16 protein-coding genes are annotated in these 19,040 nt (G+C 64.7%); 5 read left to right on the top strand and 11 right to left on the bottom strand.

The features are described 5' to 3' along the window. Nucleotides 1-434: 434 nt before the first annotated feature. From HAP54_RS31055 to HAP54_RS31020, 8 genes are all read right to left on the bottom strand, one after another. Nucleotides 435-1,151 (bottom strand): HAD family hydrolase, encoded by a 717-nt coding sequence (locus HAP54_RS31055; RefSeq protein WP_166293964.1) that lies wholly within the window; start codon nucleotides 1,149-1,151, stop codon nucleotides 435-437. Next, nucleotides 1,148-2,089, bottom strand: coding sequence for a CbbX protein (gene cbbX, locus HAP54_RS31050; protein WP_166293962.1), 942 nt, complete (start codon nucleotides 2,087-2,089; stop codon nucleotides 1,148-1,150). The genes HAP54_RS31055 and cbbX overlap by 4 nt, the downstream gene beginning before the upstream one ends. 111 nt (nucleotides 2,090-2,200) lie before the next feature. Beyond that, on the bottom strand, nucleotides 2,201-2,626 hold the full coding sequence (locus HAP54_RS31045) for a ribulose bisphosphate carboxylase small subunit (protein ID WP_029080708.1): 426 nt from the start codon (nucleotides 2,624-2,626) through the stop codon (nucleotides 2,201-2,203). A 12-nt stretch (nucleotides 2,627-2,638) separates the two neighbouring features. Next, the gene (locus tag HAP54_RS31040; protein WP_166293960.1) at nucleotides 2,639-4,102 is read right to left on the bottom strand and encodes a form I ribulose bisphosphate carboxylase large subunit; all 1,464 of its coding nucleotides are present in this window, start codon (nucleotides 4,100-4,102) and stop codon (nucleotides 2,639-2,641) included. A gap of 30 nt (nucleotides 4,103-4,132) precedes the next feature. Next, nucleotides 4,133-5,215 (bottom strand): class II fructose-bisphosphate aldolase, encoded by a 1,083-nt coding sequence (gene fba, locus HAP54_RS31035; protein ID WP_166203903.1) that lies wholly within the window; start codon nucleotides 5,213-5,215, stop codon nucleotides 4,133-4,135. Nucleotides 5,216-5,230: 15 nt separating this feature from the next. Next, entirely contained in the window at nucleotides 5,231-7,252 is a 2,022-nt protein-coding gene (tkt, locus tag HAP54_RS31030) for a transketolase (RefSeq protein WP_166293958.1), read from the bottom strand. Next, complete coding sequence (locus HAP54_RS31025; RefSeq protein ID WP_029080712.1) at nucleotides 7,249-8,124, bottom strand: phosphoribulokinase; 876 nt, start codon at nucleotides 8,122-8,124, stop codon at nucleotides 7,249-7,251. The genes tkt and HAP54_RS31025 overlap by 4 nt, the downstream gene beginning before the upstream one ends. Before the next feature lie 10 nt (nucleotides 8,125-8,134). Further along, nucleotides 8,135-9,166: a class 1 fructose-bisphosphatase gene (locus HAP54_RS31020; protein WP_414646230.1), complete on the bottom strand. Its 1,032-nt coding sequence runs from the start codon at nucleotides 9,164-9,166 to the stop codon at nucleotides 8,135-8,137. 151 nt (nucleotides 9,167-9,317) lie between these two features. On the opposite strand from HAP54_RS31020, the gene HAP54_RS31015 reads away from it, so the two are divergent. Both HAP54_RS31015 and HAP54_RS31010 read left to right on the top strand, forming a co-directional pair. Further along, nucleotides 9,318-10,244, top strand: coding sequence for a LysR family transcriptional regulator (locus tag HAP54_RS31015; RefSeq protein ID WP_166293954.1), 927 nt, complete (start codon nucleotides 9,318-9,320; stop codon nucleotides 10,242-10,244). A gap of 159 nt (nucleotides 10,245-10,403) precedes the next feature. Next, on the top strand, nucleotides 10,404-12,101 hold the full coding sequence (locus HAP54_RS31010) for an ATP-binding protein (RefSeq protein WP_166293952.1): 1,698 nt from the start codon (nucleotides 10,404-10,406) through the stop codon (nucleotides 12,099-12,101). Between the two features lie 10 nt (nucleotides 12,102-12,111). Here the strand turns inward: HAP54_RS31010 and HAP54_RS31005 are convergent, their stop codons facing one another. Together HAP54_RS31005 and HAP54_RS31000 are read right to left on the bottom strand one after the other, a co-directional pair. Next, a complete protein-coding gene (locus HAP54_RS31005) occupies nucleotides 12,112-12,534 on the bottom strand; it encodes a hypothetical protein (RefSeq protein WP_166293950.1) in 423 nt (140 codons plus the stop codon). Next, nucleotides 12,534-13,256 (bottom strand): TetR/AcrR family transcriptional regulator, encoded by a 723-nt coding sequence (locus HAP54_RS31000; protein WP_166293948.1) that lies wholly within the window; start codon nucleotides 13,254-13,256, stop codon nucleotides 12,534-12,536. The genes HAP54_RS31005 and HAP54_RS31000 overlap by 1 nt, the downstream gene beginning before the upstream one ends. Before the next feature lie 158 nt (nucleotides 13,257-13,414). Between HAP54_RS31000 and HAP54_RS30995 the strand changes: the two genes are divergently transcribed. The 3 genes from HAP54_RS30995 to HAP54_RS30985 all read left to right on the top strand — a co-directional run bounded on the left by HAP54_RS30995 (nucleotide 13,415) and on the right by HAP54_RS30985 (nucleotide 17,304). Beyond that, the gene (locus tag HAP54_RS30995) at nucleotides 13,415-14,602 is read left to right on the top strand and encodes an HlyD family secretion protein (protein ID WP_166293947.1); all 1,188 of its coding nucleotides are present in this window, start codon (nucleotides 13,415-13,417) and stop codon (nucleotides 14,600-14,602) included. An 8-nt stretch (nucleotides 14,603-14,610) separates the two neighbouring features. Further along, nucleotides 14,611-16,221 (top strand): DHA2 family efflux MFS transporter permease subunit, encoded by a 1,611-nt coding sequence (locus tag HAP54_RS30990; RefSeq protein WP_175619246.1) that lies wholly within the window; start codon nucleotides 14,611-14,613, stop codon nucleotides 16,219-16,221. Between the two features lie 136 nt (nucleotides 16,222-16,357). Next, nucleotides 16,358-17,304 (top strand): IS630 family transposase gene (locus HAP54_RS30985; RefSeq protein WP_166293531.1). Its coding sequence is split into 2 segments (ribosomal slippage): nucleotides 16,358-16,697 and nucleotides 16,697-17,304, totalling 948 coding nucleotides; the frame shifts between segments, so codons are not numbered across the junction. Here the strand turns inward: HAP54_RS30985 and HAP54_RS30980 are convergent. Next, nucleotides 17,289-18,956 (bottom strand): benzoate-CoA ligase family protein, encoded by a 1,668-nt coding sequence (locus HAP54_RS30980; protein WP_166293943.1) that lies wholly within the window; start codon nucleotides 18,954-18,956, stop codon nucleotides 17,289-17,291. The two genes, HAP54_RS30985 and HAP54_RS30980, sit on opposite strands and share 16 nt — an antisense overlap. Nucleotides 18,957-19,040: the final 84 nt, after the last annotated feature.

Below are 19,040 nucleotides of genomic sequence, written 5' to 3'. Positions count from 1 at the left end.
CTGGATTGGTTTCCGCGCTAGGGCCGCTGGCGCATCAACAACCATGACGAGCACGGCATATTGCGTACCACCTCGCGACGACCGAACCTGCGCCGCTGTCAGGGTGATTTGTTGCGAAAAAGTCGATGCAGCCCATGACTGGCACCACCATCCCTCGCGTCCCGTCGATCGCCAGTCCACGCGGCACCGGCCGGCTTCACTCGCCTGCGAGGGAAGGGATTGAAGCGGGCGCAACGGTGGATTCGGGCATCATGAGGCGCGGTCTCCCAAGCTCATTCGTGTGCGCCCCCCACCAGCGTTCAAGGTGGTGTGGCAGCGCAGGGCGACCCTCTTGCGGGGTACTTCGGTACTATTCCACGGAAGAAATGCGCCGACTAGTCACATTGTTTGTGACCTGTACCGGGCAGACCTATCCGAACGACAGGGCGCCGACCTTACTTGTCGATCACCGAGAGGTCGTCGACGACGAGCAGCGCCTCGGCGAAATCGTCATCACCGAAATACGCGCTTCGGGTGATAACCACAGGGATGCCTGCGTGCGACGCGGCAACGAGGCCATTGCCGGAATCCTCGATGGCGATGCAGTCCGACGGCGCCAGTCCAAGCCGGGCCAGGACCTCGACATAAACGTCGGGCGCGGGCTTCTTGCGCGGAACGTCATCGCCGGCAACGATCGCCTCGAACAAATCGGCCCAGTCGAGCCCCAGCGCAACCGAGAGCAGCGCATCGATGTTGCCATGCGAGGTCGTGGTCGCAATCGCAAGACGCTGGCCGCGGCGGCGCGCATTGCCGAGGAATGCTCTCACGCCCGGCCGCAGCGGGCAGCCGCCCGCCGCAATCAGCGCGGCATAGCGCGCGGTCTTGATCCGGTGTAGGTCCGCGATATCGGCGAATGTCAGCGACGGCACCGCGTTGCGCTGGTCGAACGCGTGGATGCGCTCCTTGCCTCCGGCGACGCGCAGCAGCCGCGCGTAGGTGACCCGATCCCAGAACCAGTCGAGGCCTGCCTCGGCAAACGCCTCGTTGAAGGCGCGACGGTGCACCTCCTCGGTTTCGGCCAGCGTGCCGTCGACGTCGAAGATCAGCGCACGGGCGCCCGCAATGATGTCGCGCATCCCGGTCTTTCGGATCACCGCGAGCGCCTGGTTCATCGTCCCTCGCCCGCTGCACCGGCTCCCTTGCTGAACACGCGGCTGGCAAGCACGTCACCGGCCTCGATCGACATCACGTCGTCGGCCGTCAGCGTGCGGTCGAGCTTCGCCACGATCCGGTTGGCCTGGCGCAGCCGGATACGGTCGAGCGCGTTGCGGATCGAACGTGCATTGGAGAACAGCGGTTGTTCCTTGCGCACGGCGATGTAGCGGATAAAGGCCTCGCGTGCTTCCGGAGACAAGCGATAATTCTGCTGCTGCAACATCAACTCGGCGATCCAGAGCAGCTCGCCGTCCGAATAGTCCGGGAAGTCGATGTGATGCGCGATGCGGGAGCGGAAGCCCGGATTGCTCTGGAAGAACTTCTCCATGCGGTCGCCGTAGCCGGCCAGGATCACCACCATATCCTCGCGCTGCTGTTCCATGATCTGCAGCAGGATCTCGATCGCCTCCTGGCCGTAGTCGCGCTCGTTCTCGGGGCGATAGAGATAATAGGCCTCGTCGATGAACAGCACGCCGCCCATCGCCTTCTTCAATATTTCTTTGGTCTTCGGCGCGGTGTGGCCGATATATTGCCCGACCAGGTCGTCGCGCGTGACGCTGATGACGTGGCCGCGGCGCACGAAGCCGAGCTTGTGCAGGATGCCGGCCATCCTGAGCGCAACCGTGGTCTTGCCGGTGCCGGGATTTCCGGTGAACGACATGTGCAAGGTCGGAAATGTCGTCGCCAGCGCCATCTTCTGCCTGATGCGTTCGACCAGCAGCAGCGAAGCGATCTCACGGATGCGGGTCTTCACCGGCTTGAGGCCGATCAATTCGGAATCGAGCTGGTCGAGCACGTCGCCGATGCCGAGGTCGGCGAACTCATGCCGGAGGTCGATGGTTGCGAGCGGCGTCTCGCGGACTTGGTCGCTGAGTTGTTCTTGCGCTTGGGTCATCATCCTCTCGCTTCGAAAAAGGCTCCGTCGCCGCGGCGGCGACGACGGAGAAGTGCATCCGGACCAGGACGGTCGAGGGAGCAATCCGCCTGGTTTGCTGACCGGACGCGGTCACTGGTCGGTGTAGCGTTCGCCCTCGGGGCGCGTCGCCGCATAGGAACGCGTCGCGTAACGGAGGTTGCGTCCGGCGGCTTCCTGGCGGTCGAGCCGGAAGCCCGGCTCCTCGCGCGGCCGGTTGACGATGAAGGAGATGCGAACGGACTCCCAGCCGTGGCCGGAATCGAAACCGGAGATCCGGATATAGCGGTCGCCATAGACCCGCCGGCAGTCGGCGAGTTCCTTCATGATGCCGGCCGCATCGCGCAGGTCGAACATCGGCAGGCCCCACATCTCCCAATAGGTGTTGCGGGGATGCGGATCGTCGGTGAACTCGATGTTCACCGCCCAGCCCTTGTCGAGGCAGTATTGCACCTGTGCGGCGATCTGCTCGTCGGTGAGATCGGGCAGGAAGGAAAAGCAGCCTTGGGTAACGCGCATGAGAACCTCCTGTCAGACCGCCATGCTCGGCGTGGGAACGAAATCGGGGGCATCCGTCGACTCGTAGTTGAAGGTGACGTCCTTCCAGACGTCCAGCGCCTCGCGCAGCGGCGTGCAGGTCTGCGCCGCCTTGGCCAGGATCTCCGGTCCTTCATGGACGTAGTCGCGCCCCTCGTTGCGGGCGAGGACCATCGCTTCCAGCGCGACGCGATTGGCGATCGCGCCGGCCTGGATGCCGCGAGGATGCCCGATCGTGCCGCCGCCGAACTGCAGCACGACGTCCTCACCGAGCAGATCGAGCAGCTGGTGCATCTGGCCGGCATGAATGCCGCCGGAGGCCACCGGCATCAGCTTGTTGAGGCTCGCCCAGTTCTGGTCGAAGAACACGCCGTGCTCGAGCTGCATCGGGTTGAAGTCCTCGCGGCAGATGTCGTAGTAGCCCCGCGTGGTGTTCGGATCGCCTTCGAGCTTGCCGACCACTGTGCCGGCATGGATGTGATCGACACCGGCCAGCCGCATCCATTTCGCGATCACCCGGAACGAGACGCCGTGGCTGCGCTGCCGCGTATAGGTGGAATGGCCGGCGCGGTGCAGATGCAGGATCATGTTGTTCCTGCGCGCCCACTTCGCCATCGACTGGATCGCGGTGTAGCCGATCACCAGATCGATCATGACGATGTTGGAGCCGAGCTCATGGGCATATTCGGCGCGCTCGTACATATCCTCCATGGTCGCCGCAGTGACGTTGAGGTAGGTGCCCTTGATCTCGCCGGTCGCGGCCTGCGCGCGGTTGACCGCCTCCATGCAGTACAGGAAGCGCTCGCGCCAGTGCATGAAGGGCTGCGAGTTGATGTTCTCGTCGTCCTTGGTGAAGTCGAGCCCGCCTTTCAAGGCTTCATAGACAACACGGCCGTAGTTGCGGCCGGACAGGCCGAGTTTCGGCTTCACGGTGGCGCCGAGCAACGGACGGCCGAACTTGTCGAGCCGCTCGCGCTCCACCACGATGCCGGTTGCCGGGCCCTGGAATGTCTTCACATAGGCGATGGGCAGCCGCATGTCCTCGAGGCGCAGCGCCTTCAGCGGCTTGAAGCCGAACACGTTGCCGATGATCGACGCCGTCAGGTTCGAGATCGAGCCCGGCTCGAACAAATCGAGGTCGTAGGCGATATAGGCGAAGTAGCTGCCGGGCGAATTCGGCACCGGATCGACGCGATAGCACTTCGCCCGATATTTCTCCGCGGCCGTCAGCCGGTCGGTCCACACCACGGTCCAGGTCGCGGTCGAGGATTCGCCCGCCACCGCCGCGCAGGCTTCGGTCGGATCGACGCCGTCCTGCGGCGTGACGCGGAACAAGGCGATGACGTCGGTGTCCTTGGGCTCGTAATTCGGCTCCCAATAGCCCATCCGCTTGTATTCCATCACGCCGGACTTGTAGCGATCCTTGCCGCGCACCGTGATCGACTGCTGAATATTCATCAAAATCTCCTGTCGTTCGCTGCCATTTGCTCAGGCGGCCTGGGTCATCTTTCCAATCTGCGGATCGAGCGCGCCGGCGCGGTAGCGCCGGGCCATCTCCGGCAGTGCCACCACCTTGATCCTGGCGGCATTGCCGGCCGTGCCGAATTGTTCGAAGCGGTCACGGCAGAGTTCGCGCAGCGCATCCATCGCGGGCTTCAGGAATTTGCGCGGATCGAACTCGCTCTTCGACTGCACCGCGACCTTGCGGAAGGCCGCAGCCATCGCCAGCCGGCAATCGGTGTCGATATTGACCTTGCGCACGCCGTGCTTGATGCCGCGGACGATCTCCTCGACCGGCACGCCCCAGGTCTGCGGCATCTCGCCGCCGAACTGGTTGAACATGTCCTGCAGCGGCTGCGGCACCGAGGACGAGCCGTGCATGACCAGATGCGTGTTCGGCAGCCGCGTGTGGATCTCCTCGACCACGCGCATCGCCAGGATCTCGCCGTCGGGGCGGCGTGTGAACTTGTAGGCGCCGTGTGAGGTGCCCATCGCGATCGCGAGCGCATCGACCTTGGTGGCGCGGACGAAATCGACGGCCTGGTCGGGGTCGGTGAGCAGCTGATCATGGCTCAGCTTGCCCTCGACGCCGTGACCGTCCTCCTGCTCGCCGCCGCCATGTTCGAGCGAGCCGAGCACGCCGAGCTCGCCCTCCACCGACGCACCGACCCAGTGCGCCATCTCGACGACCCGGCGGGTGATATCGACATTGTAGTCGTAGTCGGCCGCGGTCTTGGCGTCGGCTTTCAGCGAGCCGTCCATCATGACCGAGGTGAAGCCGTAGCGGATCGCCGTGGCGCAGGTCGCCTCCTCGTTGCCGTGATCGAGATGCAGGCAGAGCGGGATCTGCGGATACATCTCCTCCAGCGCGTCGATCATCTTCGCCAGCATGATGTCGTTGGCATAGGACCGAGCGCCGCGCGAAGCCTGGATAATGACAGGCGCATCGCAGGCCGCAGCCGCCTCCATGATGGCGAGGCCCTGCTCCATGTTGTTGATGTTGAAGGCCGGCACGCCATAGCCGCGTTCGGCGGCGTGGTCCAGCAATTGCCTCAGTGTGATCCGCGCCATCGTGGCGTCCTCCTTTCAATTCGCTCGTTGCATGAGCTGTTTTGCTGCGGCTGCGACCGCCGCAGGCGTGATGCCAAATTCGCGGTACAGCACGTCGGCCGGCGCGGAGGCGCCGAAGCCGGTCATGCCGACGAACGCGCCGTCGTCGCCGAGCCAGCGCGCCCAGTCGCCCTCGACTGCAGCTTCCACGCCGACGCGCGGGGCGCTGCCCAGCACCTTGGCGCGGTAGTCGCGCGGCTGCTGGCGGAACAGGTCGAGGCACGGGGCCGAGACGACCGCGGCCTGCACCCCTCCTTCCGCCAGCAGCTTTGCGGCTTCGAGCGCGATCGCCACCTCCGAACCCGTTGCAATCAGGGTGACGTCACGCCCGAAGGCCGGCTCGACGAGAACGTAGGCGCCGAGCGCGACCTGGTTGTCCTTGATATCGTCGCGGACCGTCGGCAGTGCCTGCCGCGACAGGCAGAGGATCGACGGCGAGGTCTCCGCCTTCAGCGCGCAGTCCCAGGCTTCAGCCGTCTCCACTGCGTCGGCCGGGCGGAACACCAGCAGGTTCGGGATCGCCCGCAGCGCCGCCAGATGCTCGACCGGCTGATGCGTCGGCCCGTCCTCGCCAAGCCCGATCGAATCGTGGGTCATCACATGGATGACGCGGATCCCCATCAGCGCCGCGAGACGGATGGCCGGCCGGCTGTAATCGGCGAAGCTGAGGAAGGTGCCGCCATAGGGAATGAACCCGCCGTGCAGGGCGATGCCGTTCATCGCCGCGGCCATGCCGTGCTCGCGGATGCCATAATGGATATAGCTGCCGTCGAGCGTCTCCGGCCGCACCGAAACCTGCGACTTCGCCAGCGTCAGATTGGAATGCGTGAGGTCGGCCGAGCCGCCCAGCAGGTTCGGCAACGCCTCGGCGATCACGTCGATGACCTGCTGCGAGGCCTGCCGCGTGGCGAGCTTCGGCCGCTCCGTCGCAAACCGCGCCACGAGCTTGGCCATCGCTTCGGCATAGGCGCAGGGCAGTTTCCGGTTCAGCGCGTCGTGGAACGCAGACCGCTCGCCCTTGTCGGCCTTGCAGGCGCTGCGCGAACGCTCGATCCAGGCCCGCCGCGCGTCGCGGCCGCGGCCGCCGAGCTCACGCCACTCGGCCAGCACCGCGTCGGGAATCTCGAACGCCGGATACGGCCAGCACAGGGCGCTCCGGGTCTTCGCCACCTCATCGGTGCCGAGCGGCGCGCCATGCACTTTCTCGCTGCCCTGCCGGTTCGGCGCACCGAACCCGATCACGGTGCGGCAGGCGATCAGCGACGGACGATCGCTCGACCGCGCCTGCCTGATCGCCGCAGAAATTGCCTGCGGATCGTGGCCGTCAATGCGGCAGACGTTCCAGCCGCTGGCCGCAAAGCGCGCCGTCTGGTCGTCCGAACAGGACAGCGAGGTGGCGCCGTCGATCGAGATGTGGTTGTCGTCGAACAGCACGATCAAGCGGTTCAGCCGCAAATGGCCGGCGAGCGAGATCGCCTCATGGCTGAGGCCCTCCATCAGGCAGCCATCGCCGGCGATCACATAGGTGTAATGGTCGACCAGGTCGTCGCCGAAGCGTGCGTTCATCAAGCGCTCGGCGAGCGCCATGCCGACCGCGGTCGCAATCCCCTGCCCGAGCGGCCCGGTCGTGGTCTCGACGCCCGGCGTATGCCCGTATTCGGGATGGCCCGGGGTTTTCGATCCCCATTGCCTGAAGGCCTTGAGCTGATCGAGCGTCATGCTCTCGTAGCCTGTCAGATAGAGCAGCGCGTAGAGCAGCATCGAGCCGTGACCGGCCGACAGCACGAAGCGGTCGCGGTCAGGCCAAGCCGGATCGGCCGGATCGAACTTCAGGAAGTCGGTGAACAGCACGGTCGCGACATCGGCCATGCCCATCGGCATACCGGGATGGCCGGATTTCGCCTGCTCCACCGCGTCGATAGTGAGGAAGCGGATGGCGTTGGCCATCTCGTCATGGCTGACGTCGGGCCGGCTGGCAACGGACGCAAGTGCGGTCATATCGTTCGCCTCTTTCGTTCGATCAGTTGCAGGATCAGCGGGGTCAGGATGAGCTGCATCGCGAGGTCGAGCTTGGCGCCGTGGATCACGATCGAGTTGGCGCGCGACATGAAGCTGTTCGGGATCATCGAGAGCAGATAGGGAAAATCGATGCCGCGCGGGTTCTTCAGCCGGATCACGACCATCGATTCATCCGGCGTCGGGATCCAGCGCGCGATGAAGGGGTTCGACGTGTCGACCGTCGGCACACGCTGGAAGTTGATGTCGGTTTCGCTGAACTGCGGGCAGATGTAGTTCACATAGTCAGGCATGCGGCGCAGGATGGTGTCGGTCACCGCCTCGGTGGAGTAGCCGCGATGGCTGCGATCGCGATGCAGCTTCTGGATCCATTCGAGGTTGATGACCGGCACGACGCCGATCTTGAGGTCAGCGTGCTGCGCGACGTTCACCTTGTCGGTGACCACGGCGCCATGCAGGCCCTCGTAGAACAGCAGGTCGGAATTCTCCGGCAGCGGCTCCCACTTGGTGAAGGTGCCGGGCTTGGCGCCGTAGAGCCGGGATTCCTCTTCGTCGTGGACATAGTGCCGCGTCGTTCCGGTGCCGGTCTCGGCATAGTCGCTGAACAGCTTCTCCAGTTCCTCGAACAAATTGGTCTCGGGGCTGAAATGGCTGAAATGCTTGTCGCCGCGCTCGGCCTTCTCCAGCATCTGGCTGCGCATCTCGGCGCGGTCGTAGCGGTGGAAGGCGTCGCCCTCGATATAGGCCGCGACCACGTTCTCGCGGCGGAAGATGTTCTCGAACGTCTTCTTCACCGAGGTGGTGCCGGCGCCGGAGGAGCCGGTGATCGAGATGATGGGATGTCGACGAGACATACGCTCCCCCTCAGCGGAACAGGCCGCGCCGCGCGAACAGCGGGGCATCGCTGCTCTCGAACAACGGCTCGACGGTCAGGTGGATCGCATCAACGTCGCGCACGGCGCGTGCCGATCCCATAATCAAGGGCACGCGCTGATGCGGCGTACGTGCCGAGAGTTCAAGAATGCGCGAGCGGCCGTTCGACGCGGCGCCGCCGGCCCATTCCATGATCAGCGCGATCGGATGCGCCTCATAGAGCAGGCGCAGCCGGCCTTCGCGGTAGCTCTGGCGCGCATCCGCCGGGTACAGGAACACGCCGCCGCGCATCAGGATGCGGTAGGCTTCCGCCACCAGCGAGCCGATCCAGCGCATGTTGTAGTCCCGCCCGCGCTCCCCGTTCACCCCGGCGAGGCACTCGTCGATGTAGCTGCGCACCGGGCCGCTCCAGTGCCGCCGGTTCGAGGCATTGATGGCGAATTCCGACCCGTCCTGCGGCACCCGCAGATCACGCGCGGTCAGCACGAACTCGCCGGTTCGCGGGTCCAGCGTGAAGCAGTCGACGCACTGGTCGAGCGCCAGCACCAGCACCGTCTGCGGACCGTAAATGAAGCAGCCGGCGGCACATTGCGCCGTGCCGGGCTCGAAGAATGTCGAGATGATGTCGTTTCCCTTCGGCCGGATCGAGAAGATCGTGCCGATCGAGATGTTGTTTTCGAGATTGGCGGATCCATCGAGCGGATCGATCGCAACACAGAGCGGCGCATCGGGATCGAGCGTCTCCGGCAGCTCGACCTCCTCCGACAGCACCGCGGCGACCGGCGCGGTGCGCAGCGCGTCGCGCATCAGGCGGTCGGCGACGATGTCGACGGTCTTCTGGTGATCGCCGTCTGGATTGACGCCGCCGCTCTCGCCGCCGATCCCGGCGAGCGGGCCGGAGGCGATGAGCCGCGAGAGGACGATCGCCGCACCGGCAAGGGCTTCGATCACCGCAACGGTCGCGGCGCGCAACGGGTTGTGTTGCGTCGGCCACTCCAGATGGGCATGCAATGCAGGACGAATCTCCACCGGCCTCTCCCTTTGATCGCCCTCTGTCCCGAGGGTCGAGAGGCGACCGCAGGGAGTCGCCGTGGCCACATCAACGCGCGATTTGCCGAATTAGGGAAATTTTATTATCTTTGGTCCGGGCAAAGTATTTCTTATGGAGCTTGTCGTGGCCGGGAACTTCTCGCGGGACCTCACCATCCGCCAGCTGCGCGCGCTGTCCGCCGTGCACGGCGCCGGCTCGATCACATCGGCGGCCAACCAGCTGAACCTGACGCAGCCAGCAGTGACGCTGCAGCTCCGCAACCTGCAGGCGCTCGCCGGATTGCCGCTGATCCAGCGCACCGGCGACGGCATGGCGCTGACCGATGCCGGCGCGCATGTGCTGACGCTGGTCGAGCGGATCGAGGCGGCGCTCAAGGACTGCGAGCAGTCGCTCGACATGATCGCAGGCCGCAGCGGCGGCCGCGTCGCGATGGGCGCGGTCTCGACCGCGAAATACTTCGTGCCTTTCGCGATCGCGGCGTTCTCGCGCCGCTTTCCCAAGATCGAGGTCACGCTCAGGATCGGCAACCGCGAGGAGATCCGCGACGCGCTGCGCGGCTACGATCTCGACATCGCGGTGATGGGCCGGCCGCCGGCCGATGTCGAGGTCGAGATGAAGCCGCTCGGCCGGCATCCGCACTTCATCATCGCTGCGCCCGATCATCGGCTGGCGCGGCGGCGGCACGTCGCCACATCGGAGCTCACCAATGAGACCTTCATCACCCGCGAGCAGGGATCAGGCACGCGGATGCTGATGCAGCAATATTTCGAGCGGGTCGGGCTAGAGCCGAAGCTCGGCATGGCGATGGACAGCAACGAGACGATCAAGCAGGCGGTGATGGCCGGACTCGGCATCGCCTTCATCTCCCAGCACACGGTGTTTCACGAGCTGGAGGACGGCCGGCTGGTGGTGCTCAAGGTGAAGGGCCTGCCGATCGTCCGGCAGTGGCACGCGATCAGGCGCATCGACAAGATCCTGCTGCCGCCCGCGCAGGCCATGCTGGACTTCCTCGGCAAGGAGGGCTGGCGCTATCTGCCGAATTCGCGCTAGCGCCGCGCACTGCCGCGATGCACGCGCGATCGAGAAAAACGAAGTGGCACCGTATGTTAGGCATTGAAGTTCCGCGAAACGCATGTCACATCTTGAGTGCGGCCACCTGGCGGACCGTATCCCCCAAGGGAGGATGAACTGCAGAACCAGTCCCCGCCGATGCCTGACTTCAAGGCGGTATTCGAGGCGGCGCCCGGCCTCTATCTGGTGCTGACCCAGCCCGACTTCCGCATCGTGGCAGTAAGCGACGCCTATCTGCGTGCCACCAAGACCGAGCGCGCCGCGATCCTTGGGCGCGGGCTGTTCGAAGTCTTTCCCGACAATCCCGACGATCCGGCCGCCGACGGGGTACGGAACCTGCGCGCCTCGCTCGAGCGGGTGGTCCAGTTCCGCCGTCCCGACACCATGTGGGTGCAGAAGTATGATATCCGCAAGCCCGACTCGGAGGGCGGCGGCTTCGAGGAACGTTACTGGAGCCCGCGCAATTCGCCGGTACTCGGGCCGAGCGGCCAGTTCACCTACATCATCCATCGGGTCGAAGACGTCACCAGCTTCATCCAACTGAAGCAGCGCGGCGCCGAGCAGGACAAGCTGACGGACCTGCTGCGCGAGCGCACCGAGCAGATGGAAGCCGAAATCTTCATGCGCGCCCGCGAGGTCGAGGCCGCCCGCGAACAGCTCGAAGCCGAGCAGAAGCTCCGCCAGGTGCAGAAGATGGAGGCTGTCGGTCACCTCACCGGCGGCATCGCGCACGACTTCAACAACATCCTGACCGTCATCACCGGCCTGATCGACATCCTCGCCGAGGCGGTCGAACATGATGCCGCGCTGTCATCGGTGACGAAAATGATCAGCGACGCGGCATTTCGCGGCGCCGAGGTGACCAAGCATTTGCTGGCCTTCTCGCGGCAACAGCCGCTACAACCGCGTGAAGCAGACCTCAACACGCTGGTGCAGGACACCGCGCGGCTGCTGCGCCCCTCGCTCGGCGAGCAGATCGAAATCGATACCGCGCTCGAGCCCGACGCCTGGCCGGCCTTCATCGACCCCAACCACATGTCGACCGCGCTGCTCAATCTCGCCCTCAATGCCCGCGATGCGATGCCCGATGGCGGCAAGCTGATGCTGGAGACCAGCAACGTCATCCTCGACGAGGTTTATGCCGCCGCCAATCTCGATGCGCGGGCGGGCGAATATGTGATGGTCGCAGTCAGCGACACCGGCGCCGGCATTCCGGAGGGGATCCGCGAAAAGGTGTTCGAACCGTTCTTCACCACCAAGGACACCGGCAAGGGCACCGGCCTTGGGCTCAGCATGGTCTACGGCTTCATCAAGCAGTCCGACGGCCACCTCAAGATCTATTCCGAAGAGGGCCACGGCACCTCGATCAAGCTCTATTTGCCGCGCAGCAGCGGCGACATGGTCGACGTCGAGCCGCCTCCTCTGGTCGACACGCGTGGCGGCAATGAGTCCATCCTGGTCGTCGAGGACGATCCGCTGGTCCGCAACTATGTCAGCGCCCAGCTCGAGCAGCTTGGCTACCACACGATGGTCACCGCCAACGGCCCCGAGGCATTGGCTGCCGTCGAAAACGGGTTCGTCTGCGACGTGCTGTTCACCGATGTCATCATGTCCGGCGGCATGAACGGCCGGCAGGTGGCCGATGCGGTGATCGCGAAGCTGCCGTCGGTGCGCGTGCTCTTCACCTCCGGCTATACCGAGAACGCGATCATCCACCACGGCCGTCTCGACCCCGATGTGACGCTATTGCCGAAGCCCTATCGCAAATCCGATCTGGCACGGATGATCCGCCAGGTGCTGGCCCAACCGCCGGCATCAGCGGTGGCAGCCAAGTAGCAGGGCACGCTTAGGGTCCGAAACTCGAGCGGCTCTGGATCTTCCAGGCGCCGTCGAGCAGGCTCAGCACGTAAAGCGAATCGTAGATCCCGATGATCGATCCGTCCTCGCGATAGCGCGTGTAACGAACGGCGTAATGCGCTTTCGCCGGCGATGACTGCACGAGCGTCGTCTCGTTCCAGGCGCTGCGGTGCCAGCCGTCCTGCTTGCGCAGCCGCTCGAACAGGTCCATCGGATTGTTGCCGGACTGCTGATAAACCGTGACCACGCCGCCCGCGATCCGCACATGCGGGATGTGCATCAGCGCATCCATGGCTGAAGCATCATAACCATTGAGCGCCGCCATCCAGCGCGTCAGCACGTCCTGGCATTTGGCCTGATCGTCGCGCGAAATCTGCGCCTCGACGGTGTAGGTCGGCCCCGGCTCCGGCATCACGCGTCTCCACTCTGCTTGCTGGTCTGGTCGGCCGGCACCGCGCATCCGGACAGGAAGAGGGCCGCGCAGGCCCTGGCGCGCGCCTCGATCTCGCTGCGTGCCGGCGGCGGCTTGTGCCCGAACATGACGTCGCGTTGCGGCTTGAACACGAGCATGCCGAGCAGCATGCCGGCGGCAGTCTCGGCATCGTCCAATACGATCCGCCCCCGCCTCTGCTGCACGCCAAGCCAATTCGCCAGCGCGGCGACGGTGCGCTGCATGGCCTTTTCGTAGAAGGTCTCGGCAATGTCGGGGAATTTGTCGCTCTCGGCCAGGATGATCCGTTGCAACGCGATCACCTCGCCATCGAGAATGAGCTCGGCGCAGCTCAGCAAGGCGGCCTCCAGCGCCGCCGCAATATTGCGGCCGTCGCAGGCGCCGAGATTCACGATCGACACGAACCGGTCCACCCTGTCCGTCACCATGCCTTCGAACAGCGCGAGCTTGGTCGGGATCAGCCGGTAGAGCGTCTTGGTGGAGACGCCGGCGCGGCAGGCCACGTCGGCGATGTTGGCCGCAGCGAAGCCGCGTTCCGAGAACTCACGCCGCGCGGCCTCATAGATCAGCGCGCGCGTCTCGTCGTCGGAGCGCAGCTGGGGCCGCCCGCGGCCGCGCCGCTCCGGTGCCGGCGCGCTTTGTCCTGCCTGAGGTCCTGCCTGACCTTTGCCCTTTCCGTTCATCGGTCGATCCGAGCCATTTAGATGATGCCTGTCATTCTATTGACGTTCCTAATATGGGCTCTATTTTGGAAAAAATCAAGTTTCCTAATTAATCCCGCCAGCCGCCACCGGAATAGGCAATATTTTACAACGGGATAGAACGGATCAGGAGCGCCGCCATGAGCCAGCATGAGACATCATTCAAGGCCGAGAGCCAGGTTCCGGCCGAGACCGCCAAGCAATTGATCGCCGCTCCGGAGGCCTCAAGGGCGCCCGCCGCCAAGGGCAAGCTTCGCCGCCTGCTGCTGACCGGCGCAGCTCTCGCCCTCCTCTCCGGTGGCGCCTGGTACGGCTGGGATTACTGGACGGTCGGCCGCTTTCAGGTCTCGACCGACGACGCCTATGTGAAGGCCGACAACACGACCATCGCACCCAAGGTCTCCGGCTATCTCAGCGCGGTGCTGGTCGGCGACAACGAGCATATACGCGCCGGCCAGGTCCTGGCGCGGATCGATGACCGCGATTTCAAGGTCGCGCTCGATCAGTCGAAGGCTGACGTCGCCGCCGCTGAAGCTGCGATCACTAGCAAGCGCGCGCAGCTCGACGTGCAGCATTCCGTGATCGAAGCCGCCCGTGCGACGCTCGATGTCGACACCGCAACGCAGACTTTCGCCGAGCAGGAGAACAAGCGCTACACCGACCTCGCCGGCACCGGCTACGGCAGCGTGCAGAACGCGCAGCAGGCCCAGTCGCGGTACGCCAGCGCGCAAGCCGCGATCGCCCGCGACACCGCGAACCTCGCCTCCGCCCAGCGCCAGGTGGAGCTGCTCAAGGCCGAGATCGCCCAGGCGGTCGCAGCGTTGGGACGGGCCACTGCCCTGCAGCACCAGGCCGAGCTCAATCTCAGCTACGCCACCATTACCGCCCCGATTGACGGCGTCGTTGGCAACCGCACGCTGCGCACCGGCCAGTACGTCCAGGCCGGCACGCAGTTGATGTCGCTGGTGCCGGCCAGCGGCGCCTATGTGATCGCGAACTACAAGGAGACCCAGCTCACCAATGTTCGCAAGGGACAGCCGGTCGAGATCGAGGTCGACATGTTCCCCGGTCAGGTCGTGCGCGGCCATGTCGACAGCCTCGCGCCGGCGAGCGGTCAGGAATTCGCGCTGCTGCCGCCTGACAACGCCACCGGCAACTTCACCAAGGTGGTGCAGCGCATCCCGGTGAAGATCGTGCTTGACGCAACTTCCGTCGAGCTGCGGCCGGGCATGTCCGTGATCCCGTCCATCGCGACGCTTTCACATCCTGCCGAGGACGCCCCGCACGCCAAGGCCACCCCGAAACTCGCTGTCGCCTCGTTCAAATAGGTGATATTATGTCCGACCTCGCGCTCTCCTCCCCCGCCGCCGCGCCCCGCGCTGCGGCCGCCGTCGATCCCAACCGCGCCAGCGTGACCGTCTGGATTTCGATCCTGGCGGCCATGATCGGTGCCTTCATGGCGATCCTCAACATCCAGATCACCAACGCCTCGTTGCTCAACATCGAGGGCGGCATCGGCACCGACGTCGACAATGGTTCCTGGATCTCGACATCATACCTGATCGGCGAGATCGTGGTGATCCCGCTGACCGACTACCTCAGCCGTGTGTTCTCGTTCCGCAAGATCATGATCGTCCACGCCACGCTGTTCGCGATCTTCTCCGTCGCCTGTGCCTTCACCCACGATCTGCCGTCGATGATCACGATGCGCGGCTTGCAGGGCTACTTCGGCGGCGTGCTGATCCCGATGGCGTTCACGCTCGTGTTCACCAAGCTGCCGAAGCCGCAGCAGCCGATTGGGCTGGCGATGTTCGCGCTCGCTGTGACCTTTGCCCCGGCGATCGGCCCGACCATCGGCGGCTACCTCACCGAGAATTACGGCTGGCAGACCATCTTCTTCGTCAACGTGATTCCGACCGCGGTGATGGTCATCACCCTGTATTTCACGCTGGAACGCCAGCCGATGCAGCTCCACCTGCTCCGCGAGGGCGACTGGCTCGGCATCATCACAATGGCGATCGGTCTCTCGTCGCTGCAGGCGGTGCTGGAGGAAGGCAACAAGGACGACTGGTTCGGCTCGCCCTTCATCGTCAGGCTCGCGGTGATCGCAGCCGTCAGCCTCACCCTGTTCGTCGTGATCGAGCTCGTGGTCGAGAAGCCGCTGCTCCGGCTGCGGCTGCTGACCGAGCGCAGCTTCGGCTTTGGCACCATCTCGGCGGTGTTCGTCGGCTTCGCGCTGTTCGGCTCGGTCTATTTGCTGCCCGCCTATCTCGGCCAGGTGCAGCGCTACAATGCTGAGCAGATCGGCCAGGTGCTGGCCTGGACTGGCCTGCCGCAGCTGATCCTGATTCCGCTGGTGCCGAAGCTGATGCAGCGCTTCGATGCCCGCCTGATCGCGTTCACCGGCATGGCGCTGTTCGCGGTCTCCTCCTTCATGAACATCCAGATGTCGCTCGACTACTCCGGCGACCAGTTCTTCTATCCGAACATCGTCCGCGCCGTCGGCCAGGCGATTACGCTGGCCCCGTTGTCCGCGATCAGCCTCGGCAGCGTCGCGCCGCAGGATGCGCCGGCGGCCTCCGGCATCTCCAACATGATGCGCAACCTCGGCGGCGCGATCGGCACCGCGCTGCTCGCGACCATCGTCACCAAGCGCGAGCAGTTCCACTCCAACATCATCGGCCAGTCCGTCCATCTCGGCCGCGAGGAGGTGCGCACCCGAATCGCCGAGGTCACCAACTACTTCCTCAGCCACGGCATCTCGGACCCCGCCACCGCACACAGCCAGGCGATCGTGGCGATCGGCAATATCGTCAAGCGCCAGGCGCTGGTGCTCGGCTTCAGCGACGCGTTTGCGGTGATCGGCGTCGTGCTGGTGCTCGCCGCAATCGCGATCGTGCTGACCGGCAAGCCGAAGAGCGCGGCGGGCGGCGCCGGCGCGCATTGAACTCTCGATGGCGACGGCCGCAGCCGGCGCCCTGCTCTCAACTAGAGCATTTTCCGACCGGAATGAATCGGGTGGGGATTCCCAAAACGGCGCGAGTCAGATTCAAGCTGCATGCTGGCGAGGGAGGCCAGCATGTATGGCCAGGGCGCTTTCGGTTGATCTTCGTCAAAGGGTGATAGCCGCGATTGACGGTGGCATGTCCTGTCGACAGGCTGCTGAGCGCTTTGGTGTCAGCGCGGCCAGTGCGATCCGCTGGCGCGGTCGCCTCAAGGAAGTTGGCGACATCGTTCCTAAACGCCAGGGCGGTGACCGCAAATCGCAGCGCATCGAAGCGCATTCGCAATTGATTCTGGAGGCAGTGACAGCGAAGCCGGATATCACGCTCGCCGAGTTGCGAGAACTGTTGAAACGTCGTGGAATATCGACTGGCATCGCGTCGCTCTGGCGTTTTTTCCAGCGCAGAAAGATCACACTTAAAAAAAGACAGCGCACGCCGCCGAGCAACGGCGCGGCGATATAAATGCCGCGCGTGAGGAGTGGTTCGAAGGGCAAATCGATCTTGACCCTGAGCGTCTCGTCTTCATCGACGAAACCAGCGCCAACACCAAAATGGCGCGGCTTTACGGCCGCTCGCCACGCGGCGAGCGATGTCGTGCAGCTATCCCACACGGACATTGGAAGACGACGACATTCACCGCTGGATTGCGCTCCGACGGTCTGATCGCGCCGCTTGTTCTGGACGGTCCAATGGATGGCGACGCTTTCCTGGCCTACGTCGAGCAATTGCTCGCCCCATCGCTGCGGCCGGGCGATACCGTTATCATGGACAACTTGCCCGCTCACAAGGTCCATGGCGTTCGAGAGGCCATCCGGGCGGTCGGAGCAAGCCTGCTCTATCTTCCGCCCTACAGTCCAGACTTCAACCCGATCGAAATGGCCTTCTCTAAACTGAAAGCCCTGTTGCGGGCCGCCGCAGCGCGCACCATGCCCGATCTCTGGCAAGCAATCGCCAACGCTCTCAAGCGCTTCTCACCCGAGGAGTGCCAAAATTATCTCGTCGCGGCTGGTTACGACGCAACGTGATCGGAAAATGCTCTAGCTTCTCGCAGCTTGAAGCGCTGGATCTTTCCGGTCTGGGTCTTCGGCAGCGCCTCGACGAAGGCGATCGCGCGGGGATATTTGTATGGCGCGATCGTCGCCTTGACGTGATCCTGCAACAGCTTGACCTCGACATCGTCGTTGCGCGCACCCTGCTTCAGCACCACGAACGCTGAGACGATCTGTCCCCGCTCCTCGTCGGGCGCGCCGACCACGGCACACTCCGCGACATCGGGATGCCCGAGCAGCGCGGCCTCGACCTCGGGGCCGGCGATGTTGTAGCCCGCCGAGATGATCATGTCGTCGGCACGCGCCACGAACGACAGCCGGCCGTTCTCGTCGCTGACGAAGGCGTCACCGGTGATGTTCCAGCCATCGCGGACATATTTGGTCTGCCTGGAGTCCGCGAGATAGCGGCACCCGGTCGGGCCGCGAACCGCCAGCTTGCCAACCTGGCCCGGCGGCAGCTCGTTCATGTCTTCGTCGACAATCCTGGCCTGGTAGCCGGTAACAGGCGTGCCTGTGGCGCCGCCGACCGCGCTACCCGTCCGGTTGGTGATGAAGATGTGCAGCAGCTCCGTGCTGCCGATGCCGTCGAGGATCGGCTTGCCGGTCTTCGTCGTCCAGCTCTCGAACACCGGCGCCGGCAGCGTTTCGCCGGCCGAGACCGCGAGGCGCAACGAGGACAGATCGGCCCCCTTGTCCATCGCGGCCATCATCGCCCGATAGGCGGTCGGCGCCGTGAAGCAGATCGTCGCCTTGTAGGTTTCGATGATCCTGATCATCTCGCTCGGCGCCGCGTTCTCCAGCAGCGTCGCGGTGGCGCCGAAGCGCAGCGGGAAGATCGCGAGCCCGCCAAGGCCGAAGGTGAAAGCGAGCGGCGGCGAACCGACGAACACATCGTCCGGCGTCACATTGAGCACTTCCCTGGCGTAGCCGTCCGCCACGATCAGGAGATCGCGGTGGAAGTGCATCGTCGCCTTGGGTTCGCCGGTGGTGCCCGACGTGAAGCCGAGCAGTGCGACATCGTCGCGGCCGGTCTTCACAGCATCGAACTTCACCGGCTTGTTCAGCGCGATCCGGTCGAGTTCGGCATCGTGGTTCTGGGTGCCGTCGAAATTGACGACCTGCTTGAGGAATTTGCTGGTCTTGGCGCAGGCCACCAACTCATCCGCGATGCGGCTGTCGGTCAGCGCCAGCGCGATCTCGGCCTTGTCGACGATCTTGGCCAATTCGCCGGCGCGCAACATCGGCATCGTGTTGACGACAACCGCGCCCGCCTTGGTCGCTGCGAGCCAGGCCGCAACCAGCGCCGGGTTGTTGCCCGAGCGGATCAGGACGCGATTGCCGGGCTTGACGCCGTAATTTTCCACCAGCGCATGCGCCAGGCGGTTCGACCAATCTGTCAATTCCTTGTAGGTGCGCTGGCGGCCGTTGCCGATCAGCGCGATGCGATCGCCCATGCCCTGCTCGACGATGCGGTCGGTCAGTTCGACCGCGGCGTTGAGATAGTCGGGATAGCAGAATTCAGGCCGGTCGAGCAGCAGCTGCGGCCATTGCTCGACTGGCGGCAGGTTGCGCCGCGCGAAATCGTCAATATGCCCGGATGGGCCGAGCCCGGGAAATTCACCTGACATTCGATTGCCCCTCGCTTTCCATCCAGAAAGGCCAAGATCAACATCAAGATCAAATCAACATCGAGAAGACCAGGATCGAGGACG

This window comes from Bradyrhizobium sp. 2S1, assembly GCF_011516625.5.
Taxonomy (GTDB): domain Bacteria; phylum Pseudomonadota; class Alphaproteobacteria; order Rhizobiales; family Xanthobacteraceae; genus Bradyrhizobium; species Bradyrhizobium septentrionale.
Note: the sequence above shows the minus strand (reverse complement) of the source record. Positions and strands in the feature narration are given on the sequence as shown.